Below are 23,938 nucleotides of genomic sequence, written 5' to 3'. Positions count from 1 at the left end.
CCGCCCACCCTACATTGACGACTATTCAGGAGTCCGCAATGTCATTATTCTCCCGCTTCCCCGCCTGCGCTCTGGCGCTCGCCGCCGCGCTGCCCACCTTCGCCGCCCAGGTCGACGTCCACGACCCCGTGATGGCCAAGGAAGGCAACAAGTACTACCTCTTCAGCACCGGCCCCGGCATCACCTTCTACAGCTCGAGCGACATGAAGTCCTGGAAGCCGGAAGGGAGGATCTTCGCCGGCGAACCCGCTTGGGCAAAAAAGGCCGCACCGACCTTCAACGACCACATCTGGGCGCCGGACATCTACCATCATAACGGGAAGTATTACCTGTACTACTCGGTATCCGGCTTCGGGAAGAACACGTCCGGCATCGGCGTCACCACCAACACCACGCTCGACCCGCGCTCCCCGCACTACAAATGGGAAGACCAGGGCATGGTGCTGCAGTCGATCCCCGGCCGCGACCTGTGGAACGCGATCGACTCGCACGTGATCGACGACGAGCAAGGCACGCCGTGGATGTCCTTCGGCTCCTTCTGGTCGGGCCTCAAGCTGGTGAAGCTCGACGCCAGCCGCACCAAGCTGGCCGAACCGCAGGAATGGCACACGATCGCCCGCCGCGACCGCCCGGCCTACGTGCCGGACGAGGAAGCCGGCCCGGCCCAGATCGAGGCGCCCTTCATCTTCAGGAAGAACGGCTGGTACTACCTGTTCGCCTCCTGGGACCTGTGCTGCAAGGGCAAGGACAGCACCTACAAGGTGGTGGTCGGCCGTGCGAAAGCTGTCACCGGCCCCTACCTCGACCGCCAGGGCGTGGACATGGCCAAGGGCGGCGGCTCGCTCGTCATCGCGGGCGACCGCGACTGGAAGGGGCTGGGCCACAACAGCGCCTACACCTTCGGCGGCAAGGACTATCTGGTGCTGCACGCCTACGAGAGCGCCGACCGCTACAAGCAGAAGCTGAAGGTGCTCCCGATGCAGTGGGACGCAGAAGGCTGGCCGACCGTGGAACAGGCTGAGCTCAAGCGCTACCAGAGCGTGCGCCTGCCATGAAGCGCCGCCTCGCCGCGATCGCCCTGCTCGTATCCTCGGCGTGGGCGCACGCGGCCGAGCTGTTCCCCCTGGCCGACGTGCGCCTGATGCCCGGCCCCTTCCTCGACGCCCAGACCACCGACCTGAACTACATGATGGCGATGGAGCCCGACCGGCTGCTGGCGCCTTTCCTGCGTGAAGCGGGCCTGGCGCCGCGCCAGCCGAGCTACGGCAACTGGGAGTCGACGGGGCTGGACGGCCACATGGGCGGCCACTACCTGTCGGCGCTGGCGCTCATGCATGCCGCCACCGGTGATGCTGAAGTGCTGCGCCGCCTGAACTACTTTGTGGCGGAACTGAAGCGCGCGCAGGAGGCGAACGGCGACGGCTACCTGGGCGGCATTCCCGGTGGTCGCCAGGCCTGGCGCGAGGTCGCGGCCGGCAAGCTGGCGGCCGACAACTTCTCGGTGAACGGCAAGTGGGTGCCCTGGTATAACCTGCACAAGGTCTACGCGGGCCTGCGCGACGCCTACCGCTACGCCGGCAATGCGGATGCGCGCACGATGCTGGTCGCGCTGTCCGACTGGGCGCTGCGCCTCAGTTCCCGGCTGAGCGACGAGCAGATGCAGCAGATGCTGCGCGCCGAGCATGGGGGCATGAACGAAGTCTTCGCCGACGTGGCGCAGATGACGGGCGACCGGAAGTATCTCGACCTGGCGCTGCGCTTCTCGCACCAGGCGGTGTTGCAGCCGCTGGCGCAAGGGCAGGACAAGCTGACCGGACTGCACGCCAACACCCAGATCCCGAAGGTGATCGGCTTCAAGCGCATCGCCGACATGACCGGGCGCCAGGACCTGGACAAGGCCGCCGCATTCTTCTGGCAGACCGTGGTCGCGCGCCGCTCGGTGGCCATCGGCGGCAACAGCGTCAAGGAGCACTTCCACGACGAGCATGATTTCAGCGCGATGATCGGCGAGGTCGAAGGACCGGAGACCTGCAACACTTACAACATGCTCAAGCTCACCGGCATGCTGTTCCAGTCCGAGCAGAAGGGCAGCTATGGCGACTACTACGAGCGCGCGCTGTACAACCACATCCTGTCCTCGCAGCGCCCGGGCGGCGGCTTCGTTTACTTCACGCCGATTCGGCCGAACCACTACCGCGTGTACTCGCAGGTCGACAAGGGCATGTGGTGCTGCGTGGGCTCCGGCATCGAGAGCCATGCCAGGTACGGCGAGTTCATCTATGCGCACGAGGGCGACGCGCTGTTCGTGAACCTGTTCATTCCCTCGACGCTGCACTGGCGCAGGATCGGCAAAAGGGACGTGCGGATCACTCAGTCGACGCGCTTCCCGGACCACGACAGCACGCGCCTGACCGTGGAAACGCCCGGCAGCTTCACCATGAAGATCCGCTATCCGGGCTGGGTCGCAGCCGGCAAAATGAGCGTGAGGGTGAACGGCAGGGCGGTGAATCTCGATGCGGCGCCCGGCGGCTATGTGAGCGTGGCGCGCGCCTGGAAGCAGGGCGACCGGGTCGACGTGCGGCTGCCGATGAGCACGCGCCTGGAACAGATGCCCGACAAATCGAACTACTACGCGGTGCTGCACGGCCCGATCGTGCTGGCCGCGAAGACGCGCCTGTTCGGCGACGAGGGGCTGAATTTCCTGGCCGACGAATCGCGCATGGGACATATCGCGGGCGGTCCGGTGTGCCCGCTGGAGGCGGCCCCGATGCTGGTCAGCGATTCCCTTGCCTTCCTGCGCCGCTTCAAGCCAGTCAAGGGCAAGCCGCTGACCTTCACGGCGCCGGGGCTGGTGCACGGCGCTGCGGGCAGTGCGACGGAATTCATTCCTTTCTTCCGCCTGCACGAGTCGCGCTACACGATGTACTGGCAGCACGCGACGCCGGCGAACTTCGAGCGCATGCGGGCGGAGAACGCAGCCCAGGAGGCGGAGCGGCTGGCGCTGGACGCGCGCACCATCGACCAGGTGGCGCCGGGGCAGCAGCAGCCGGAATCGGATCACTTCTTCAAAGGCGAGGGTGTCGATGCGGGGGTGAATGGCGGGCGGCATTGGCGGCATGCGAGCCAGTGGTTCAGCTACGAGCTGAAGGACGCAAAAGGGGAGGCGAAGCTGTTGCGCCTGACGTTTGCCAAGGCGGATGCCGGCCGACGTTTCAATATCGAGGTCAACGGGGTACTGGTGGCCCAAGTGCGGCTCGGCGGCGATTCCTCCGGCGAGTTCTATACCGTCGATTACCCCCTACCGACCGCTATTCTGGCAGCGAAGCCGCCTGTCCTGTCCGTGCGCTTCGTGGCCGGGCCCGGCTCCCTGGCGGGTGGGCTTTACGGTCTGCGCCTGCTGCGCTAGCAGTCGCCGTCGTGCGGATTCATGGGGGGGGCAGCACCGCTGCTCCCTGCGACCACCGGCGCCAAGGTTGCGCGCGAACAACAGTCTTCGCTACTGGTTCGACCAGCACGCATCCCGGGTATTTCATGCGTTTCATGCGCCACGCATGGCTTGTTGAGCTCAAGCGCCGGCAGTGATATCGAATCGGATATCTATTGGGACACAAATATGATTGGAGCAGCATCGGACTTTGTCTTACGATTGTGACACAACAATACCGGAGACAAGGTAATGACCATCACCCGCAGAACCCTTCTGGGTAGCGCCGCCGCCTGCGCCATCGCCATCGCGATGCCGGCCCACGCCGCCAAACCCCTCACCATCGGCTTCTCCCAGGTCGGCGCCGAAAGCGAATGGCGCACCGCCAACACCGCCTCGATCAAGAGCGCCGCCAAGGCCGCCGGCGTCAACCTGAAGTTCGCCGACGCCCAGCAGCGCCAGGAAAACCAGGTCAAGGCGATCCGCTCCTTCATCGCCCAGCGCGTCGACGTGATCGCCTTCTCGCCGGTCGTGGAATCGGGCTGGGACACCGTGCTGCGCGAAGCCAAGGCCGCCAAGATCCCCGTGATCCTGACCGACCGCGCCGTCAAGGTCAGCGATTCTTCGCTGTACGTGAGCTTCATCGGTTCCGACTTCGTGGAAGAAGGCCGCCGCGCCGCACGCTGGCTCGTCGAGCACCAGAAGAAGAACCCGAACCGCAGCTACAACATCGTCGAGTTGCAGGGCACCGTCGGCTCGGCGCCGGCGATCGACCGCAAGGCCGGCTTCCAGGAAGTGATCAAGGACAACCCGAAGCTGAAGATCATCCGCTCCCAGACCGGCGACTTCACCCGCGCCAAGGGGAAAGAGGTGATGGAAGCCTTCCTGAAGTCCGAGGGCAAGAACATCAATGTGCTGTACGCGCACAACGACGACATGGCGATCGGCGCGATTCAGGCCATCGAGGAAGCCGGCTTCAAGCCGGGCAAGGACATCCTGGTGGTGTCGATCGACGGCGTGCGCGGCGCATTCGAAGCCATGTTGCAGGGCAAGCTCAACGTCACGGTCGAGTGCAATCCGTTGCTCGGGCCCCAGCTGATCCAGACCGCCCAGATGGTCAAGGCGGGCAAGCCGGTGCCAAAGCGCATTACCGTGAACGAAGGTGTGTTCCCAGCCGAAGTCGCGGCCAAGGAATTCCCGAACCGTAAATACTGAGGCGGCCATGCTCGCTTCAAGCACCGTGGCGCCGGTCCTGGAAGTGGCCGGCATCCACAAGCAATTCCCGGGCGTGAAGGCGCTGACGGAGGCGGGCCTGCGCCTGTTCCCCGGCGAAGTCCACACGCTGATGGGCCAGAACGGCGCCGGCAAGTCGACCCTCATCAAGGTCCTCACCGGCGTCTACCAGCCCGAGCGCGGCAGCATCCATCTCGATGGGAAGGCGATCGCGCCCGCTTCCACCCAGCACGCGCAGGAACTCGGCATCAGCACGGTCTACCAGGAGGTGAACCTGTGCCCGAACCTGTCGGTCGCCGAGAACATCTTCATCGGACGCTATCCGCGCCGCTGGGGCATGATCGACTGGCGGGGGATGCGCCGCCAGGCGGCTGAACTGCTCAAGCGCCTGCAGATCGACGTCGACGTCGGCAAGCCGCTCTCTCATTACCCGCTCGCCATCCAGCAGATGGTGGCGATCGCACGGGCACTGAACATCTCGAGCAAGGTCCTGATCCTGGACGAGCCCACCTCGAGCCTGGACGAGAACGAAGTCCAGCTGCTGTTCTCGGTGCTGCGCGGCCTGCGCGAGCAGGGCATGGCGATCCTGTTCGTCACCCACTTCCTCGACCAGACCTATGCGATCTCGGACCGCATCACCGTGATGCGCAACGGCGAGCGCGAAGGCGAATACCTGTGCAGCGAGCTGTCGCGCCTGGCCCTGGTCAACAAGATGATCGGCGCGCCGGCCGAGGCGCAGGAAGAAACCGGCGGCGCCCCTGCCGAAGCGGACGCGCACACCGGCACCTTCCTGCGCACCAGGGCGCTGGCGCGCAAGGGCGTGCTGAACCCGGTCGACCTCGAGATCCGCAAGGGAGAGCTGCTCGGCCTGGCCGGCCTGCTCGGCTCCGGCCGCACGGAAACCGCGCGCCTGCTGTTCGGCGCCGACAAGGCCGATGGCGGCGCCATCGAGATCGATGGCCGCAGCCGCGTGTTCTCCACGCCACGCGATGCCATTCAACAGGGTATCGGCTTCTGCTCGGAAGACCGCAAGCATGAGGGCGCGATCCTGGCCCTGTCCGTGCGCGAGAACCTGATCCTGGCGCTGCAGGCGCGCCAGGGCTTGTTGCGGGCCATCCCGATGCGGCGCCAGCAGGAGCTGGCCGCCCATTATGTGAAACAACTGGGGATCAAGACGGCGAGTATCGAGACGCCGATCGGCACGCTTTCCGGCGGCAACCAGCAGAAGGTGCTGCTGGCGCGCTGGCTGGCCACCGAGCCGAAGCTGATGATCCTCGACGAACCGACGCGCGGCATCGACGTGCGCGCCAAGCAGGAAATCATGGATTACGTTACCACCCTGTGCCGCAAGGGCATGTCGATCCTGTTCATCTCGTCCGAACTGCCCGAGGTGCTGCGCGTGAGCGACCGCATCGTCGTCATGCGCGACCGCAAGGCTTGCGGCGAATACCGCCGCGGCGAGCTCGATGAGAGCTCGGTGCTGCACGTGATCGCCGGGGAGGGCTGCGCATGAACATGGCTGTCAAGGAGACGCTGCTCGAATCCGCGCAGCCGGCCCGGCCCTCGCTGTTCCAGCATCCGCTGTTCCGCCCCCTGGCGGCACTCGGCCTGCTGCTCCTGATCGATTTCCTGCTGATCCCCGGCTTCTTCAACCTCGAGATCAAGGACGGCCACCTGTACGGCAGCCTGGTCGACATCGTCAACCGCGCCGCGCCCCTGATGCTGGCGGCGATCGGCATGACCCTCGTCATCGCCACGCGCGGCATCGACATCTCGGTGGGCGCGGTGGTGGCCCTGTCGGGCACGGTGGCCTCGATGCTGATCGGCGGCACCATGGTGATCAACAACGGCGTGCCCGAATACGTGGCGCAGACGCCGATGGCGCTTGCCCTGCTGGCCGCCATGGGCGCGGCCCTGCTGTGCGGCCTGTGGAACGGCGCGCTGGTGGCGGGCCTGGGCCTGCAGCCTATCGTCGCCACCCTGATCCTGATGGTGGCCGGACGCGGCCTGGCCCAGCTGCTGACCGACGGCCAGATCGTCACCGTCTATTACCAGCCCTTCTTCTTCCTCGGCAGCGGCTACCTGTTCGGGCTGCCATTCGCGCTGTTCGTGGTGGTGGCGGTGTTCGCGGTGACCAGCCTGCTGCTGCGTCACACGGCGCTCGGCCTGTTCATCCAGGCGGTAGGCATCAATCCTGTCGCGGCGCGCCTGGCCGGCATCCGCACCGCGGCCCTGGTGGTCTTCGTCTATGTGTTCAGTGCGGCCTGCGCCGGCATGGCGGGCCTGATGATCAGCTCCAACGTCAAGAGCGCGGACGCCAACAACGCCGGGCTGATGCTGGAACTGGACGCCATCCTGGCGGTGACGCTGGGCGGCACCTCGCTCGCGGGCGGCAAGTTCTCGCTGATGGGCAGCATCATCGGTGCGCTCATCATCCAGACGCTCACCTACACCATCTATTCGCTGGGCGTGCCGCCCGAGGTCAACATGGTCGTCAAGTCGGTCGTGGTCTTCCTGGTCTGCATTTCGCAGTCCGACCAGTTCAAGAACCTGTGGAAGAGGAGGGCGGCATGAACGCATTGAACAACGGGGTGACATCCGCGCCCTGGTTCACCTCGGCGGCCACCGTGGTCCTGCTGCTGGTCATGCTGCTGGCGGGCGGCCAGGCCTACGACGGCTTCCTGTCGCTGCAGGTGATGCTGAACCTCCTGATCGACAATGCGTTCCTGCTGGTGCTCGCCATCGGCATGGGCGTCGTGATCCTGTCCGGCGGCATCGACCTGTCGGTCGGCGCCGTGCTGGCGCTGTCGACCATGGTCGCGGCCTGGCTGCTGCAGGTGGCAGGGTGGCCGCCGCTGGTGGTGATCGCCGCCGTGCTGCTCGGCGGCGCGGCCTTCGGCGGGTGCATGGGCGCGATCATCCACGTCTTCCGCCTGCAGCCCTTCATCGTGACCCTGGCCGGCATGTTCCTGGCGCGCGGCCTGTGCTACCTGATCAGCATCGAGTCGATCACCATCGAGGACCCGCTGTTCGTCGCCATGTCGCAGACCCAGCTGCCCGTGCTGGGCGGCTTCCTGTCGCCCGGCGCGCTGATCGCAATCGGCATGCTGCTGCTGGCCGTGTGGATGGCGCATTACTCGTCGTTCGGGCGCGCCGTGTACGCCATCGGCGGCAACGAGGGCTCGGCCGCGATGATGGGCCTGGACGTGGGCCGCACCAAGGTAGCAGTGTATGCCTTCAGCGGCTTCTGCGCGGCCCTGGGCGGCGTGCTGTTCTCGTTCTACATGCTGTCCGGGTACGGCCTGCATGCGCAGGGCACCGAGCTGGATGCCATCGCGGCGGTGGTCATCGGCGGCACCCTGCTTACCGGCGGCTATGGCTACATCCTCGGCGCGCTGTCGGGCGTGCTGGTGCTGGGCACCATCCAGACCCTGATCGCCTTCGACGGCACCCTCAGCTCCTGGTGGACCAAGATCGTGATCGGGGCGCTGCTGTTCGTGTTCTGCGTGGTCCAACGCCTGATGGGCTTTCGTCAGAAGCAAAGCTAATAAATAGAAGCAAAATATAAGGAGATGTGATGAATATGAAGTCCGTAGGCGTGGCCGGACTGGCCGCCGCATTGCTTGCACCCCTGGCCCTGGCCTCGAATCCGATCGTGAAGGACATCTTCACGGCCGACCCGGCGGCGCTGGTCGACAAGGGCCGCGTCTATGTCTACGTCGGCAAGGACGAGGCGCCGGTGGGCGGCAAGGAATACATCATGAACGAGTGGCGCGTGTACTCGTCGTGCGACATGAAGAAATGGACCGATCACGGTTCGCCGCTGCGTTACAGCACCTTCAAGTGGGCCGGCCGCGACGCCTGGGCCTCGGACATCGTCAAGCGGGGCGGCAAGTACTACTTCTATTCGACGGTGGACCATGCCACCCTCAAGAGCAAGGCGATCGGCGTGGCCGTCTCCGATAGCCCGACCGGGCCTTTCGTGGACGCGCGCGGCACCGCCCTCGTCACCAACGACATGACGAAGGAAACCGACATCCCCTGGGACGACATCGACCCGGCCGTGTTCATCGACGACGACGGCCAGGCCTATCTGTACTGGGGCAACACGGTCATGAAGTACGCGAAGCTCAAGCCCAACATGATCGAGCTCGATGGCCCGATCCATACCGTCGGCCTGGACAACTTCGTCGAGGCGGCCTACCTGCACAAGCACAAGGGCACCTATTACCTCTCGTACTCGCGCAAATTCCCCGAAGAGACCGTGGTGATGAGCGGCCCCACGGCCACCGGCCCGTGGTCATGGGGCGGGGTGATCATGGAGAAGAACAGCAACGTCAACACCATTCACCAGGCCATCGTCGAGTTCAACGGCAAGTCCTACATCTTCTACCACAACGGCAAGCTGCCGACCGGCGGCGAATACCGCCGCTCGGTGGCCGTCGAGGAACTGCGCTACGCCCCAGACGGGAAGATCCTGCCGGTGGTGCAAACGGCCGAAGGGCCGGCAGCCAATCCCTCGCCGGGCTGCAAGTGATAGCAACAGTGATAGCAGGTTCGCAGTTTTTCCTATCGGACTGATATCGGTACTGATATTATTTTCCGATGGATACAACGAACCCCAACTGGTTTTTGAAGGCGCGCCTCAAGACGCGCCAGCTGCTGCTCTTGATCGCGCTGGACGACTACCGCAACATCCACCGCGCGGCCGAGGAACTCCACATGACACAGCCGGCCGCGTCCAAGCAGATCAAGGATCTGGAAGAGATGCTGGACGTGCGCCTGTTCGAGCGCCTGCCGCGCGGGATGGAGCCGACCATCTACGGCGAGACCATGATCCGCCACGCGCGCATGGCCCTGACCAGCCTGGCGCTGGCGCACGACGACCTGGTGGCCTTGCGCTCCGGCCTGTCCGGGCAGGTGGAAGTGGGCGTCATCATGTCGCCCGCGATGGCGCTGCTGCCGCGTGCGATCGCGCGCATCAAGGAGCAGGCGCCGCTGCTGCGGATCGGCGTGCACCTCGAGCCCAGCAACGTCCTGCTCGACAAGCTGCAGCGCGGCACGCTCGACTTCATGATCGGCCGCATCCTGGAAAAGGAAGGGGCGAGCCGGCTGGTCTACGAGGAGCTGACCGAGGAACCGGCATGCGCCGTGGTCCGTCCCGGCCACGCACTGCTGGCGGCCAAGGACCTGCGCCTGGAAGACATCGTCGACCGGCCCTGGATCCTGCCGCCGCCGGGCAGCATCCTGCGCCACCGCTTCGACATGATGTTCCGGCGCGCCGGCCTGCAGCCGCCCGACAACGTGGTCGACACCACGGCGCTGCTGCTCATCACGACGCTGCTGCAGCAGACCGATTCGCTGCATGTGATGCCGCTGGAGGTGGCGCAGTACTACGCCTCGCTGAACGTGATGCGCATCCTGCCCATCGAGCTGCCCTGCACGATGGACGCCTTCGGCATCATCCGCCAGCAGGAACACCTGCTGTCGCCGGGCGCCGAGCTGCTGCTCAAGCAGGTGAGGCTGGCGGCGTCCGAGATCTACTGACGCGGAACCGGTATCGGTCGCCACAAAAAAGTGATTGGATCGATGTCGTGCGCGCGCCCTATCATGCGTGTTCCACGCCACCCACGGATCTGCACATGACGAGAGCTTTCCGGTCTGTCCTTGCCCTGGCGCTTGCCCTGGCCCTCCCCGCCACGGCTGCCGCCGACTTCGCCAACCCGCTCGTGCGGCAGCGCGCCGATCCGCACGTCACCCTGCACGCGGACGGCTATTACTATTACACGGCCACCGTTCCCGAGTACGACCGGATCGAGCTGCGCCGCACCCGCCACCTGAACGACCTGGGCAAGGCCGAGGCCAAAGTGGTCTGGCGCAAGCACGCCAAGGGGCCGATGAGCAGCAATATCTGGGCGCCGGAGCTGCATCACATCGACGGCAAGTGGTACCTGTACTTCACCGCCGGGCGCGCCGACGCACCCTTCGATATCCGTCTCTACGTACTCGAGAACGTATCCGGCAACCCGCTGGAAGGGACATGGGTCGAACGGGGGCAGCTGAAGACAGGCTGGGAATCGTTTGCCCTGGACGCGACCACCTTCACGGTCGACGGCAAGCGCTACCTGTCGTGGACGCAGCGCCCGCCCACGGCCGACCGGCATATGACGGCCGTGTACATCGCCCGCATGGACACGCCCTTGTCGGTCACAGGCCCCGCGACCATGCTGACCACGCCCGAGTATCCATGGGAGACGATGGGGCAGCACGTCAACGAGGCTCCTGCCGTCATCGTCAAGAACGGCCGTGTGTTCCTGACCTACTCCGCGAGCGCGACCGATGCCAACTACAGCCTGGGGATGCTGGCCGCGGCGGTCGGCGCCAACCTGCTCGACCGGGGCGCGTGGACGAAGTCCCCGGCGCCCGTGTTCCAGAGCGATGCGACGACCGGACAGTACGGCCCTGGCCACAATGCATTTACCACGACGCCCGACGGGAAGCGGGATATCCTGGTGTACCACGCGCGCGGCTATCGCGATATCGAGGGCGATCCCCTGCATGACCCGAACCGCCATACGCGGGCGCAGCCGATTACCTGGCGCGCGGACGGGACCCCGGACTTCGGGGCGCCGGTTGCGGACCGGATGCCGGATCGGCAGGGGCGCTGAACGGCAAGGAAGCCCGCCATTGCCCTGTTGCTGCGGCGCGCATGCCAGCCGCCGAAGGCCGCCGGTTCAATTGGCATGTCGGCTGCCCGAGCCGTATGGATGCGTGCTCACAGGCCTGGCATCGGGGAAGGCGTGTCGAAAGCGCGTGGTATCGCTGCCGTGCGCACAGATCCATGCACGCGCTTCGACAAGCCGTTCGAGGTCCTCAAAGCAATACACATCGCCATTGAATGTGAGCTCGTTCGTCAATTCCATTGTTTCTCTCATGTGTGCCGGGCGTGCACTATACACGGTCAGCTTGCCTCCCGGTCCCAGCCGCGCCGCAGGGCCGGCTTGATCTCGTCCCAGGTCGAGGGCTTGCCTTCCCGGTGGCCGCGCTCCCATTCGGCCCTCAGGGCGCTTTCCGCCTCATCCCAGCTGCGGCCCTGGAACATGGCCCTGTTGTGCACGTGATGGCCGTAGCGGTAGACCGGCGCAAGATCCTCGTAATTCGTATCCGGATAGGTTTGGGCATGGTGGAGACGGTAGTCGGCCTCGTCCATATCATCGCCGACCCGTATCCTGCTCCAGCCATGCCTGACGGCGTCCATGAAGTTTTCCCAGGGCGGGAGTGCGCCCGGCGCCTTCCGTGCCGGTGTGCCTGCCGGACCGGCGCCGGCGCTGCGGGAGACACCGGCTTCCTCCGGCTTGCCGGCGTAGCTTGTGTGCCAGCGGCTCCGCCGATAGCTGTCATCATCGATCTCCGGATGCGTGCTGTCCCACCCGAGGCGGACTGCCTCCGCGGACTGGTCCCAGCCGGGCATCGCAGGCGTGCGTGCCTGCCAGAGCACCTTGAAGTCTGCATCCGCTTCATGCCACGAGCGGTTGCGGTAGCGCGCGTTCTCGTGCATGTCGCGGCCGAACCGGTAGGCCGCATCCGCCGGGTCGGCAGCGCCGGACAGGCCGGCATGGCCCCGTTGCGGCGCATCCTCCCCGGGCGACAGGCTGGGCCAATCGACGCCCGGCGGCATCGGCTCGCGGAAGGTATTGCCGATTGTAAATGCGTCGTTCGCATCGTGGGTGCCGAAATAATGGTTGGCGCCGCGTGTCGTGAACTGCAGCGCGCCCGGCTGGGCAGTACGCCGGTGGGAGACGTAGCTGACGCCCGCCGGGCCGCCCGAGATGCTGGTGCCCGGCTCGCCGCCGGGGACCTGCATGAAGCGGGAAACCAGGGAAACGGCGCGGTCCGCGTCCTGGGCGGAATCGGTCGCCAGGGTCAGGACGTAGCTGTCGGCCACCTCCGGAGGCATATCGGTCGGCGTCGGGCGGCGGTCCGCCTGGCCGAGAACGCGCGAGAGCAGGCGCGCGGTCGAGGCGCCGGAGCGCTCCCGCCAGCGCGGCGCCGGCGCCTCGCCAGGACGATCGGAGCGGACGTCGGATACGGTCACCAGGCCCGTATCCGCGCGCAGGTATCCCGAAGCCAGCAAGTCGTCCAGCGCCTGCTGGGCCTTGCCGCGGTCGTCGAAGACCGCTTTCAGCATGTGTCGCATGATGCCCTCCTGTTGCCATGAGTGGAATGCAATTGCCGGCAGTTCGGGAAGGCCCGATGTGCTCGCATGAACGCTGCCGGTGGGATCGCGGTGCGTGCGTGGTACGGCCCGCTGCATGCGGGCTGTTGCTGGCCGCCAGAAGGCATCTGCGACGTATTGCAACAGGAGGCGGCTGGAAGGGCAGGACTGCCGCACGAATGCGCAGCCGGATTACCAGTGTACTCCGATGTGGGGGGCTTGTGCGGGCAGGCCGCGAATTACCGTGCGCGGCGCCGGCTTGACGCTATCCTGGCCCGGCCGCCCGCGTCCATGGCAGGTGAGCACCGCTGCGCGGTCGATTCGTGCGACGACGCCTGCCCGTCGTGCTAGCATGTCCCGTATTAACCCCGACGGGGTGAAGGGGAGCCATCCATGGGGCTGATCGAACCCGGCGAGATGAGGCGCCATGCCGCAGTCTCGAACGACGGTTTGCGGGATGTGGCACTTGGCGGCTGATCTCGGAGGCAGCGTGGCCAACCGGATCCTCATCATCTCGCCCGACGCGGACGATGTCCGGACCCTGCGCCAAGCCCTGGGCAACGCCTCCGACGGCCCCTTCGCCGTCGAGGACGCCACATCGCTTGCAAGCGGCCTGCAGCGCCTCGCACAGGGCCGGATCGATGCGATCCTGCTCGACCTGCACTTGCCCGACAGCCAGGGCCTGGCGTGCTTCGACGAGGTCCATACGGCGGCGCGCCATACCCCGATCATGACGCTGTGTGCGCCCGAGGACGAGCAGGATGGCAGGGAGGCGGTCCAGCGCGGCGCCCAGGGCTGGCTATCGAAGGGCTACTTCGACAATAACCTGGTGCCGCAGTCCTTGCGCAACGTAATCGAGCGCATGAAGGCCGAGCAGAAGCTGTATGCCGTGCAGGCGCGCGCACAGATCACGCTCAATTCGATCGGCGACGCCGTCATCTCGGTCGACCTGCATGGCCGCGTCGACTACCTGAACCTCGCCGCCGAGATGATGTCCGGTTGGTCACGCGACGAGGCCAGGGGCCGGCCGATCGCGGAAGTGCTGGTGCTGGTCGACGCCGATGGCGCCGGTCCGGTCGCCAATCCCCTGGAAGCGGTGCTGCGCGCGGGCCAGGCCAAGGACCTGCCCGGCGAAGTCATCCTGCTGGACCGGCATGGCGCTCCCAGGAGGATCGAAGATTCGGCGGCGCCCATCTTCGACTGGAATGGAGAGCTCGTGGGCGCCGTCATGGTATTCAGGGACATCTCCGATGCGGTCGCGCTGACCACGAAGATGAAACACCTGGCCCAGCACGACTTCCTGACCAATTTGCCCAACCGTGTCCTCCTGAACGACCGCATCGGCCAGGCCATCGCGTCGGCACGACGCAGTGCCACCTGTCCGGCACTGCTGTTCCTGGACCTCGACAAGTTCAAGCACATCAACGACTCCCTCGGCCACGCGGTCGGCGACCACCTGCTGCAAGCCGTCGCCGCGCGCCTGCTCGAGTGCGTGCGCATGTCCGACACGGTCAGCCGCCACGGCGGCGACGAGTTCGTGGTCCTGCTGGCCGATGAACGGCGCGCGCAGGATGCGGCGCTGGCGGCCGAGAAGATCCTGATCGCCATGTCGACGCCGTTCGCGATCGACGGGCACCAGCTGCATACCTCCACGAGTATCGGCATCAGCGTGTTTCCGCTCGACGGCCTGGATGCCGCCGCCCTGATCAAGAGTGCCGATACCGCGATGTACCACGCCAAGGAGCGCGGACGTAACGGCTATCAGTTCTTTCGCCACGACATGAATGCACGCGCCGTCGAGCGCCAACTCATCGAGAGCAGTCTGCGCCTTGCGCTAGAACGTGCCGAGTTCGTCCTGCATTACCAGCCCAAGCTGGACCTGGCAAGCGGGGCGATCACCGGCGCGGAAGCCCTGCTGCGCTGGGAACACCCTGAATGGGGCATGGTCCTGCCCGAACGCTTCATCCACATTGCCGAAGAATGCGGCCTGCTCATTCCCCTCGGACGGTGGGTATTGCGCGAAGCCTGCGCGCAAGCGATGCGCTGGCGCGACAGCGGAGTGACGCCGGTGTCGATCGCGGTCAACGTGTCTGCCATGGAATTTCGCCACCGCGACTTCTTCGACCAGGCGCTTGCCATCTTCGAGGCGACCGGCGTCGACCCGGCCTGCCTGCAGCTCGAGCTGACTGAAAGCGTCCTGATGCGCGATGTTGCAGCCAGTGCCTGCCTGCTGGCGAAGTTCAAGGCGATGGGCGTGCAGATTGCCGTGGATGACTTCGGCACCGGGTACTCGAGCCTGAGCTACCTGAACGAGTTCCCGATCGACGTGCTCAAGATCGACCAGTCCTTCGTGCGGGCGATCGATGGCAATACGGGCGGCAACGGCGCCTTCGTGAGCGCCGTAATCGGCATGGGACGGAGCCTGCACCAGCGTGTGATCGCGGAAGGCATCGAGAACGCGGCGCAGCTCGCCTTCCTCAAATCCCATGGCTGCGCCGAGGGTCAGGGCTATTTTTTTTCCAGGCCTGTCGACGCCGACCGCATGCAGGCAATGCTGCGGGCGGATGCATGATGGCCAGGCGGCAGCGTTGATGGAAGCGTGGGCGATTTCACGTGCACATCGAACGAATCACTTACACTTTTTTCTCCCGGATGCAGCCGGTGAGGCGCATAGTGACATGAGTTCGGCCCGCCGCCACTGTTCATCTGCGCTGGAACAAGCCGATCCGTTTTTGTGCCGATCCCGGCCGCTTCCGTCATTGGCACGGATCGCGGGACCGCCAGTCCACTTCGATTACCGGAGCAAGCGATGCAAACAGTCCTGGAGTTCCCGGCCAAGGTATTTGTCCAATGGGGAGCGATTGCGCAAGAAATCGTCCCCTATCTGGCGCAGCGCGGCGTCAAGCGGGACGAGATCGCCGCCGTTCTCGAGCGCCTCAGAACCCGTTGGGAGCAGTGGGAAGCGCCCGCACCCGGTCTTACGGGTCTCGCCTTGCTCGATGGGAAAAAGGCCCCGGGAGCAGCCAGGATGGCGGAGGAGGGCGAATTGTATGTCTTGCGGCACTGGAGATCGCAGTCCGCCAGGATGCTGATCGAATCTGCCATGGCCGACTACCAGCGTCATACTCGCCGCTGAACCTGCCCGGCGGACTGTTGCACGGGTCGCCGCTGGCGTTCCCGCATGACGGGACGGATTCCAGGCAGGCAAGGGCGAGCCTTTCGGAAGCATTCCATTTCCACACGCTATTCCACAAAAAAAGATCTGCGGATCGACCGCACGCACGCGAAAAAGAGCGCATAGTGTGCAGGTCAAGCGCGATCTCCAGTGATCGCCCCTCCCAGCCGGCATCCGCCGCTGCCATTCCCGCCAGACATGTCCACACACTCGACACATCGCGTCCGGCACTCGCATACCCACATCATTCGCATCCTTGAAAGGACTTCCATGTATCCATACCCCCACTCCGTCACTCCCGCCCTGCGTTCGCATCTCGACGCACAGACTGCATTGCTGAACGGGCTGTCGCAAGCCATCTCGCAGTCCTTGCAGCAGGTCTTCCAGCTGAATATGCAGCTGGGCCAGACCCTGCTGGAAGAGACGACCAGCACCGTCCAGCGCATGCTGAGCACCGGGCGTCCAGGCGACGCGCTGTCGGAGGCCGCTTCGCGCGCCCAGCCTGCCACCGACAAGCTGCGCTCCTACCAGCAGCAGCTGTCGCAGCTCGCCGCCACTACCCAGGTCGACCTGAGCCGCGTCGCCGAGCAGCATGTACAGGAAACCTGCCGTACCGCCCAGGCGCTGGTCGACGAGGTCGCACGGGTCTCGGTCGAAGAGACCGACAGGAGCTTGCGCCAGCAGGAAGAATCCATGAAGAACGCGCGCGACGCCGTCAGGAATGAGGCTGAACGCGCCGCCATGGCTGGCGCACAGTTCGCAGGTAACCTGCAGCGCGGCGCCGACGGCGCGGGCGCCAAGCCCGATGGCCAGCCCCGCCAGCCGGGCGGCGCCGGTAACCTGCAAGGCGGCAACGGCCATGCCGTCAACAAAGGCGCCTCGCCGACCCGCTGAGGATCGCAAACGGGTTCCCGGCTTGCGGGCCGGGCCTTGCGGCGGCGCCGACCTTGCGGTCGCGCCGCCGTTGTCGTTCCAGGGACAGCATCGGGCACGCCATCCATGGGCGGCGCATTCCCCCAGCCGGCTCACGGACCGATGCGACGAGGACGGTGAACGCCCGCTTCATCAGCGCCCTACGGTGCGCTCTCGAAGCGGCAATGCGCGTAGGCTCGGAATGCCGGTCGCCACATCCGAGGAGGTATCATGATCACGCCCGAACCTGCGAACACGTATCGCGGCCTGCCCCTGAGCCCGGAGCAGGACAGCGAGGTCAGGCATTACATCCATGCCAGGGAGCGCCTTGGCCTGCCCTGGGACACCCCGGAGCTGCAGGCGATGCTCGCCGACATGCTCGATCCGCCGGAAGTCGACGAGGAAGATCGCCGGTCGCTGTCGGACAGCATGGGCATGGAGCGGGCTGCGGTTGTCCTGGACGGCGGGAAAGACCTGGACAGCGCCGATCCCCATCCCGATTCCTGAAGCCGGACGCTATAGCGGGCATGCGCAGCAGGCCAGGGTCGATCCGCCCAATGCGGCGGCAGATGCGCTAGCGGCGCTGCGACCCGGGTTCCATAAACAGCATGCCGGACGCCGGCTTGCCGGCAAGCCCGTCCCGAAGGCGCTCGCCCGGGGCGCGCTGTGTGCTGTCCACATCCATTGCCGCGAACGCCGAACTCCGCGATAATCGATTCCTTGCCGTATCGATAATTCCAACCCTTCACTACTCCTCGATGAACAATCCGATGCCTACCGTCCGCCCGACCCGCCTGGCCTTCCTGGCCGCCCTGCTTGCCGCGCCCGCGGTCCACGCCGCCAATCCGGCGCTTGCGCCGGCCGCTCCTGCTGCGCCGGCGCCGGCGCAGATCGGCGTTGCCTCCTTCAACATGGCCTGGGCCGGTTCGCAGCAGGATTTCGACCGCCAGAACGCCGTCTGCAAGACCGTGTCCTGGTGCGACACGCGCCCGCGCCGCACGCCGGGACAGGCGTCCATTACGGAAGAGGCCATCCGGGTCGCGCGCCAATGCGTCGCCGACACCCAGCGCCTGGCGGGAGGTCCGGCGCAGACCGCCACGATGGCGCCGTGTAACGCCTACCAGGGCCGCGGCGCCCCGGTGGAGTTGACCAGCGCCGACTATGCAGCCAAGCTGGCCGGCCTGCGGGCCACGGTCGCCAGGCTGATCGAGAGCGAGGGTGTGCGCGTCATCGCGTTCCAGGAGGTGCGCTCGGCCGAGGTGATCAAGCAGGTGCTCGGGCGACATGCCGAGCGCTTCGGCGTGTGCGACGCGCCGCACGAAGGCTTCCAGACCCTGGCCTTCGCCTGGGACCGCAGCCTGGGCGCCGACGCCCGCTGCAACGTGGACACGGGCCTGGCGGTAGTCGACAATCCCCTCGATCCGGAGGCACGCAAGGTGCGGCCGGGCCTGGCGCTGCAACTCACGGTGCAGGGACGTCCCATCAGCTTCCTGAATGTGCACCTGAAGTCCGGCTGCGCCAACATCGTGCCGACCCCGATCTACCAGGCGCGCCTGCTCGACGACCAGGCGCCGGCCTGCAAGGTGCTGAACCGCCAGGTGGCTCCGCTGGAGCGCTGGATCGACACGATGGCGAAGCAGAGCCCCGACTTCGTGCTGTTGGGCGACTTCAACCGCCGCATCGACGAGGAGGCCGCCGCCAACATCCCCGCGCAGCAGGTGCGCCTGGATGGCAGCGGCTCGAGCGGCGTGCCGGCCCAGGACAGCGAGGGCAGGGTGGCCACGCGCTACCTGTGGCAGGAGCTGGACGACAACGGCGCTCGCAAGCTGCGACAGGTGCCGCTGACCGGGCCCGCGACCGGCTGCAAGGGCTTCTCCGGGCTGGATCACATCGTGCTGAGCGGTCCGCTGGCGGCGCGCCAGCCGGCCACCCTCGGCTCGTGGAAGACGGCCGTCGTGCAGGCGCCCGACCAACGCATCGAAACCAGCGACCACTGCCCGCGCAGCGTCATGCTGAATTTCTAGGCCCTTCCTGCAGTCGATGCCCGGCCGCCTCCGGGTGCAGATCGCCGGCACCGCCGGTGATCTGCATGCAAGGGCCGCGCGGCGATTGCCGCGCGCGCAACAGCGGAAGCGATCGCCGCGCACTCCTAACGCGACGCAGGTCCGTGGTACGACAGCCGCGCAAGGCTGGCGGTGCTGCGCGCCGACCTGCGTTTCGTGCGCGAGTGGAGCGGCCTGTTCGAGCTGCGCCGGCTGGACGTGCGCGAGGCGCGCGACGCCCGCAGCGGCGCCTTGCTGGGTGTGTACCGCCAGGTGGGCAAGCATGCGAAGATCGGTGTCGGCTACAACTTCACCGACTTCTCGGATGACCTGACCGACCTGTCCTTCCGCAGCCGGGGCTGGTTCATCAACGCGCTCGGGACGTTCTGATCCGGCGTCTGCGCATCTTGCGCCAGGGACCGGCCTGCGTTGTCTGGCCGGTGCGCATGCGTGCACGCGGATTGTTAATACTCTGCAATAATAGTGGGTTGTATTCATCGTCCATCCCATGTTGAGCAGGAAGTCATGAAGGTCAGATCGCATATTGCCTTGCTGGTCGCCGCCATCCTGGTGCCGACCGTGCTGTTTTCGGCAGTGGTTCTCAACGTCCTGCTCACGGCCGAACGCAAGGCGGCGCTGCGCAGCATGCAGGAGCTGGCGCGCGCCTCGGTCAACGTCATGGACCGCGAAGTGACATTCGCCATGGCCACCGCGCAGGCCTTGAGCACCTCGCGTACCCTGGATGAAGGCAATTTCGAGAGCTTCTACGAACAGGCGAAAGCGGCTAACCGGAACCGCGCGATCGGCGCTACCCTCATCGACGAATCCGGACAGCAGGTGTTCAATACCGTGCGCCCCTACGGCGCGCGCATTCCCGCGCCGGGCGCCGCAACCCGGGCGCGCGTACGCAAGGTGATCGCCGGCGGCCAGCCCGTATACAGCGACCTCATCAAAGGCAGTGCGACCGGGCAATTCGTCGTCAGCGTCGAGTATCCGGTCACCATCCGGGACGGGCGGCGTTTCGTCGTCAACGAATGGATGTATTCCCGGCATCTCAACACGCTCCTGCCTGCCAGGGATATCCCGGCGTCCTGGCTGATTTCCGTATTCGACAGGCAGGGCATCACGATCGCCCGCAATATCAACCCGGAGAAATTCGTCGGCAAGCCGCCGCGCGCGGAACGGCTGGCCACCATCCTGGCCGGTTTCGAGGGGCTGTCGCGCGCCTACACCCGTGACGGCATCGAGATGTACGGCGCATGGGAACGCTCGGAGATCACCGGATGGTCGGTCGGCGTCGGCGTGCCGGTCGCGGAAATCGAACGCATCGCCGTGCAATCGGTGGCCCTCACCGCGGCCGGCTTCATCATCGCCATCCTGCTCGCCGTCGGCGGCGCCTTGCTGTTCAGTCGTAGGCTGGTCGGCGCCATCGACCAGGCCTCGGCCGCGGCCGAGGCCTTGCCGGAGTACCGGGTTCCTCCCGTCCTCGACCTGCGCGTCGACGAGATGAACCGCTTGCAGATGGCCCTGCACCGCGCAGGACAAATGCTGGTCGCGGGGGAAGCCACCAGGCAGCAAAGCCTGCAGGAGGCCAGGGAAGCCCGGGTCCACGCCGAGCAAGCCCAGAGGATCGCGGAAGAGCAGAACCGGGCAAAGGACGAATTCCTCGCCATGCTCGGGCACGAATTGCGCAATCCGCTCGCCGCCATCGCCTCCGGCGTCACGGTGCTCGGCATGCCGGGCGCCGACGGCGAGCGCCTGGCCAAGGTCAAGGCGATCATCCAGCGCCAGACCCAGCACCTTACCCACCTGGTCGACGAACTACTGGATGCCCACCGCATCCTGAACGGCAAGATCAAGCTGGCCTTGACGCCGGTCGACCTGGGCTCGGCGGTCGAGGCCTGCCTGGCATCGTTCGAGGCGCGCGGCGCCACCCGGACGCACCGGATTCGCACCAGCTTGTCTCCAGCGCCGATCCACGCGGACCCGACCCGCCTGGAGCAGATGGTCTGCAACCTGGTCGACAATGCACTGAAATACACGCCCGAGGGCGGCACGATCTCGCTCACGGTGCATACGCAGGGGAGCGAGGCCGTGCTGGAGGTGACGGACGACGGGATCGGCCTGTCGCCCGAACTGCTCGACAAGGCCTTCGATGTGTTCGTGCAAGGCCAGGTCGTCAACCGGGCCAAGGGTGGCCTCGGCATCGGTCTCGCGGTCGTCGACTCGCTGGCGAAACAGCATGGCGCAACCCTGGGCGCGGCAAGTCCCGGCCTCGGCTGCGGCAGCACCTTCACCCTGCGTTTTCCCCAGGCCACGCCGGCCATGGCCCCCTTGCCACGGCACGGGGCGCAAGCTGCCTTCAGCGCCAGCGTGCTGGTCATCGAGGACAACCGCGACGTGCGGGAAATGACGAGCATGATGCTTTCCGAACACGGCTTCTCGGTTCACGCGGCGGAGGACGGCGAGACCGGCATCGCGGCCGCATCCGCCCTCCGGCCCGAGTTCGTCCTGGTCGACATCGACCTGCCGGGCATGTCCGGATACGAGGTGGCCGAACGGCTCCGGCAGGCGCCCGCCACCGCCGGCCTGAAGCTGATCGCAGTCACCGGGTACGGCCAGGCCATGGACCAGGAAAAGGCGCTGGCTGCCGGCTTCGACCGGCACCTGACCAAGCCAGTGCCGGTCGAGCAGCTGATCGCGGCCATCGCGGCGCTTTCCCGGCCCGCCGGCGCAGGCTAGTTCCGGCCGACGCCGCAACGGGCCGGCGCCTGCGTGGAGCATGCATGCAGCATTCTTGTTGATAGTAATCTATCAATAAGGGATAATGCCGCACCTTCCGATTCGCCCTGTGCACGATGCCGATCAAACCGAGTTCGACCCTTCTGCTGCTGGCCATGGCGCCCGCCCTGGCGCAGACCCTTCCCCAGAGCGCCGGCCAGCCGGTCGACCCGGCACTGCCCAAGCCGCAGGAGGCGCGCGGACGCAGCGACGAGAACGCCGTACGCCAAGCCGAGGATGCCTTCGGCACCAGCGTGGGACGCGAGACGATCGGCTTGTATAACGCGTCGAGCGTACGCGGTTTCTCACCAAGCGCGGCGGGCAATGCGCGCATCGAGGGGCTGTATTTCGACCAGGTCTGGGGCCCGTCTCCGCGGATCCGGCGCTCGACCAATATCCGGGTCGGCATCTCGGCCCAGGGCTATCCCTTCCTGGCGCCGACCGGCATCGTCGACTACAGTTTCCGCAAACCCGGCGAGCAGGCCCGGCTGGCTGTGGTCACGGGCGGCGACAGCTACGGCGGGGCCTACGTCGAACTCGATGGGGAACTGCCGCTCGCCGGACGCGCGCTGGGCCTGGGCGTCGGCACGGCCGTCGGCCGTAACGAATACCCGAACGGCACCGATGCGCGCTATCGCAATGCGGCGCTGAGCCTGCGCTGGCGTCCCGCGGCGACGCTCGAGATCCTGCCGTTCTGGAACCGCTCGGAAACCTACGACGATGAAAAGGCGCCGAGCTACCTGCCGGTTGGCCCGGTCCTGCCGCCGCGCATCGAGCGCCGCCGTTTCAACGGGCCAGGCTGGGCCGACTACCGCACCACCACGATGAACTACGGCAGCCTGGCCACCTGGCAGGCCGGCGCCGACTGGACCGTGCGCGCCGGGGTGTTCCGCTCGCTGTACAACGACCATCGCGCCTTCACCCACCTGCTCTATAACCTGACGCCGGACGGCAGTGCGAACCGGCGCCTGATCGTCGATCCGCCGGCGGAGAATGCCTCCACCAGCGGCGAGCTGCGCCTCACGCGGGTGCTGGCCGAAGGTCCGCGCCTGCACACGCTGCACCTGAGCGTGCGCGGGCGCGACCGCCAGCGCCGCTACGACGGCTCGCAACTGCTCGACCTGGGGCGCACCACGATGGAGGCGCCCGTGACCATCCCGGAGCCGGTCTTCGTGTTCGGGGAGCAGACCCGCGACCGCACCCGGCAATGGACCGGGGGGCTGGCCTACGACGGGCGCTGGCGCCAGCTCGGCGAAGTCGGCTTCAGCATCCAGAAGACCGACTACCGCAAGGCCCTGCACAAGCCCGGCGGGGTCGCTTCCAGCGCGCGCGACCAGCCCTGGCTCTACAATGTGACGGCGGCAGGCTACTTCGGGCCGGACCTGGCCGTGTTCGGCAGCTTCAGCCGCGGGCTGGAAGAGAGCGGCGTCGCGCCCAGCAATGCGCTCAACCGCAACGAACTGATGCCGGCGATCCGCACCACGCAGGGCGACTTCGGCCTGCGCTATGCGCTGGCGCCGGGGATCAAGCTGGTGGCGACCGTGTTCGACCTGCGCAAGCCGTATTTCAACTTCGATGCCGCCAACCGCTACGCCCAGCTCGGCGACGTACAGAACCGCGGGCTGGAGCTGTCGCTGGCGGGCCGCCTGGGGCCGCGCGTGAACGTCGTGGCCGGCGCGGTCCTGTCGCGGCCGCGCGCGACCGGCGAGGGCGTACGCCTGGGCAGGGTCGGCGAGCGGCCGGTCGGGATGAGCCGGCGCACCGTCGAACTGAACCTGGACTGGCGCACGCCCTGGCTGGAGGGCCTGTCGCTGGACATGACGGCTTCGCACAGCGGCGCCGTCACCGCCACGGTCGACAACCGGGTCGCCATCCCGGCGCGCACACTGGCCTCGCTGAGCGGGCGCTACCGCTTCTCGCTGGGCCCCTATCCGGCCTCGCTGCGGGTGGCGGTCAACAACGTCTTCGACACCTATGGCCTCGAGCTGCGGGGAGCGGGGGCCTATGACGTCATCAACGGGCGTCTTGCATCGGCCTACCTGTCGGTCGACTTCTAGCGCATTGCCGCAAGCGGGCCCGATGACGGGCTCCAGCCGTCTCTTCACACGGGCCCGTTCGGGCCCGTTTGCATTGCTTTAATACCACACCGTCCACTG

At 66.5% G+C, this 23,938-nt stretch carries 18 protein-coding genes; 17 read left to right on the top strand and 1 reads right to left on the bottom strand.

Annotated features, from left to right (window positions below):
- Positions 1-38: 38 nt before the first annotated feature.
- The 9 genes from AC56KL_RS01485 to AC56KL_RS01445 all read left to right on the top strand — a co-directional run bounded on the left by AC56KL_RS01485 (position 39) and on the right by AC56KL_RS01445 (position 11,325).
- Positions 39-1,055, top strand: coding sequence for an arabinan endo-1,5-alpha-L-arabinosidase (locus AC56KL_RS01485; RefSeq protein WP_497178384.1), 1,017 nt, complete (start codon positions 39-41; stop codon positions 1,053-1,055).
- Positions 1,052-3,406 (top strand): beta-L-arabinofuranosidase domain-containing protein, encoded by a 2,355-nt coding sequence (locus tag AC56KL_RS01480; RefSeq protein ID WP_497178383.1) that lies wholly within the window; start codon positions 1,052-1,054, stop codon positions 3,404-3,406. The genes AC56KL_RS01485 and AC56KL_RS01480 overlap by 4 nt, the downstream gene beginning before the upstream one ends.
- A 270-nt stretch (positions 3,407-3,676) precedes the next feature.
- On the top strand, positions 3,677-4,639 hold the full coding sequence (locus AC56KL_RS01475) for an ABC transporter substrate-binding protein (protein WP_497178382.1): 963 nt from the start codon (positions 3,677-3,679) through the stop codon (positions 4,637-4,639).
- A 7-nt stretch (positions 4,640-4,646) separates the two neighbouring features.
- Positions 4,647-6,170 carry a sugar ABC transporter ATP-binding protein gene (locus tag AC56KL_RS01470; RefSeq protein ID WP_497178381.1) on the top strand — a complete coding sequence of 508 codons (1,524 nt, stop codon included), beginning with the start codon at positions 4,647-4,649 and terminating at the stop codon, positions 6,168-6,170.
- Positions 6,171-6,172: 2 nt separating this feature from the next.
- Positions 6,173-7,231 carry an ABC transporter permease gene (locus AC56KL_RS01465; RefSeq protein ID WP_497178943.1) on the top strand — a complete coding sequence of 353 codons (1,059 nt, stop codon included), beginning with the start codon at positions 6,173-6,175 and terminating at the stop codon, positions 7,229-7,231.
- Positions 7,228-8,205: a galactofuranose ABC transporter, permease protein YjfF gene (yjfF, locus tag AC56KL_RS01460; protein ID WP_497178380.1), complete on the top strand. Its 978-nt coding sequence runs from the start codon at positions 7,228-7,230 to the stop codon at positions 8,203-8,205. The genes AC56KL_RS01465 and yjfF overlap by 4 nt, the downstream gene beginning before the upstream one ends.
- Before the next feature lie 29 nt (positions 8,206-8,234).
- On the top strand, positions 8,235-9,194 hold the full coding sequence (locus AC56KL_RS01455; protein ID WP_497178379.1) for a glycoside hydrolase family 43 protein: 960 nt from the start codon (positions 8,235-8,237) through the stop codon (positions 9,192-9,194).
- 68 nt (positions 9,195-9,262) lie between these two features.
- Positions 9,263-10,204, top strand: a complete 942-nt coding sequence (locus tag AC56KL_RS01450) for a LysR family transcriptional regulator (RefSeq protein ID WP_497178378.1) — start codon at positions 9,263-9,265, stop codon at positions 10,202-10,204.
- A gap of 95 nt (positions 10,205-10,299) precedes the next feature.
- Entirely contained in the window at positions 10,300-11,325 is a 1,026-nt protein-coding gene (locus AC56KL_RS01445; protein WP_497178377.1) for a glycoside hydrolase family 43 protein, read from the top strand.
- Positions 11,326-11,618: 293 nt separating this feature from the next.
- Here AC56KL_RS01445 and AC56KL_RS01440 read toward each other — a convergent pair whose 3' ends face one another.
- Positions 11,619-12,854, bottom strand: a complete 1,236-nt coding sequence (locus AC56KL_RS01440; RefSeq protein ID WP_497178376.1) for a hypothetical protein — start codon at positions 12,852-12,854, stop codon at positions 11,619-11,621.
- Between the two features lie 484 nt (positions 12,855-13,338).
- Between AC56KL_RS01440 and AC56KL_RS01435 the strand changes: the two genes are divergently transcribed.
- The 8 genes from AC56KL_RS01435 (at position 13,339) to AC56KL_RS01400 (ending at position 23,839) form a co-directional block, all read left to right on the top strand.
- Positions 13,339-15,444: a putative bifunctional diguanylate cyclase/phosphodiesterase gene (locus AC56KL_RS01435; RefSeq protein ID WP_497178375.1), complete on the top strand. Its 2,106-nt coding sequence runs from the start codon at positions 13,339-13,341 to the stop codon at positions 15,442-15,444.
- A gap of 237 nt (positions 15,445-15,681) precedes the next feature.
- Positions 15,682-16,008 carry a hypothetical protein gene (locus AC56KL_RS01430; protein ID WP_497178374.1) on the top strand — a complete coding sequence of 109 codons (327 nt, stop codon included), beginning with the start codon at positions 15,682-15,684 and terminating at the stop codon, positions 16,006-16,008.
- Between the two features lie 309 nt (positions 16,009-16,317).
- A complete protein-coding gene (phaP, locus tag AC56KL_RS01425; RefSeq protein ID WP_497178373.1) occupies positions 16,318-16,941 on the top strand; it encodes a TIGR01841 family phasin in 624 nt (207 codons plus the stop codon).
- A gap of 249 nt (positions 16,942-17,190) precedes the next feature.
- The gene (locus AC56KL_RS01420; protein WP_497178372.1) at positions 17,191-17,466 is read left to right on the top strand and encodes a hypothetical protein; all 276 of its coding nucleotides are present in this window, start codon (positions 17,191-17,193) and stop codon (positions 17,464-17,466) included.
- Between the two features lie 263 nt (positions 17,467-17,729).
- On the top strand, positions 17,730-18,983 hold the full coding sequence (locus AC56KL_RS01415) for a hypothetical protein (RefSeq protein ID WP_497178371.1): 1,254 nt from the start codon (positions 17,730-17,732) through the stop codon (positions 18,981-18,983).
- A 171-nt stretch (positions 18,984-19,154) separates the two neighbouring features.
- Positions 19,155-19,391 carry a hypothetical protein gene (locus tag AC56KL_RS01410; RefSeq protein WP_497178370.1) on the top strand — a complete coding sequence of 79 codons (237 nt, stop codon included), beginning with the start codon at positions 19,155-19,157 and terminating at the stop codon, positions 19,389-19,391.
- 135 nt (positions 19,392-19,526) lie between these two features.
- The gene (locus tag AC56KL_RS01405; RefSeq protein WP_497178369.1) at positions 19,527-21,743 is read left to right on the top strand and encodes an ATP-binding protein; all 2,217 of its coding nucleotides are present in this window, start codon (positions 19,527-19,529) and stop codon (positions 21,741-21,743) included.
- Positions 21,744-21,859: 116 nt separating this feature from the next.
- On the top strand, positions 21,860-23,839 hold the full coding sequence (locus tag AC56KL_RS01400; RefSeq protein WP_497178368.1) for a TonB-dependent receptor: 1,980 nt from the start codon (positions 21,860-21,862) through the stop codon (positions 23,837-23,839).
- The last annotated feature ends 99 nt before the right edge of the window (positions 23,840-23,938 follow it).

This window comes from Telluria sp. ZB4P34 (assembly GCF_059686055.1).
Note: the sequence above shows the minus strand (reverse complement) of the source record. Positions and strands in the feature narration are given on the sequence as shown.

Coding starts and splice junctions, on each gene's coding strand:
- AC56KL_RS01445 (WP_497178377.1), top strand. CDS start 10,300: ATGACGAGAGCTTTCCGGTCTGTCCTTGCCCTGGCGCTTGCCCTGGCC.
- AC56KL_RS01405 (WP_497178369.1), top strand. CDS start 19,527: ATGAAGGTCAGATCGCATATTGCCTTGCTGGTCGCCGCCATCCTGGTG.
- AC56KL_RS01430 (WP_497178374.1), top strand. CDS start 15,682: ATGCAAACAGTCCTGGAGTTCCCGGCCAAGGTATTTGTCCAATGGGGA.
- phaP (WP_497178373.1), top strand. CDS start 16,318: ATGTATCCATACCCCCACTCCGTCACTCCCGCCCTGCGTTCGCATCTC.
- AC56KL_RS01470 (WP_497178381.1), top strand. CDS start 4,647: ATGCTCGCTTCAAGCACCGTGGCGCCGGTCCTGGAAGTGGCCGGCATC.
- AC56KL_RS01455 (WP_497178379.1), top strand. CDS start 8,235: ATGAATATGAAGTCCGTAGGCGTGGCCGGACTGGCCGCCGCATTGCTT.
- AC56KL_RS01415 (WP_497178371.1), top strand. CDS start 17,730: ATGCCTACCGTCCGCCCGACCCGCCTGGCCTTCCTGGCCGCCCTGCTT.
- yjfF (WP_497178380.1), top strand. CDS start 7,228: ATGAACGCATTGAACAACGGGGTGACATCCGCGCCCTGGTTCACCTCG.
- AC56KL_RS01480 (WP_497178383.1), top strand. CDS start 1,052: ATGAAGCGCCGCCTCGCCGCGATCGCCCTGCTCGTATCCTCGGCGTGG.
- AC56KL_RS01440 (WP_497178376.1), bottom strand. CDS start 12,854: ATGCGACACATGCTGAAAGCGGTCTTCGACGACCGCGGCAAGGCCCAG.
- AC56KL_RS01400 (WP_497178368.1), top strand. CDS start 21,860: ATGCCGATCAAACCGAGTTCGACCCTTCTGCTGCTGGCCATGGCGCCC.
- AC56KL_RS01450 (WP_497178378.1), top strand. CDS start 9,263: ATGGATACAACGAACCCCAACTGGTTTTTGAAGGCGCGCCTCAAGACG.
- AC56KL_RS01465 (WP_497178943.1), top strand. CDS start 6,173: ATGGCTGTCAAGGAGACGCTGCTCGAATCCGCGCAGCCGGCCCGGCCC.
- AC56KL_RS01485 (WP_497178384.1), top strand. CDS start 39: ATGTCATTATTCTCCCGCTTCCCCGCCTGCGCTCTGGCGCTCGCCGCC.
- AC56KL_RS01475 (WP_497178382.1), top strand. CDS start 3,677: ATGACCATCACCCGCAGAACCCTTCTGGGTAGCGCCGCCGCCTGCGCC.
- AC56KL_RS01420 (WP_497178372.1), top strand. CDS start 17,191: ATGATCACGCCCGAACCTGCGAACACGTATCGCGGCCTGCCCCTGAGC.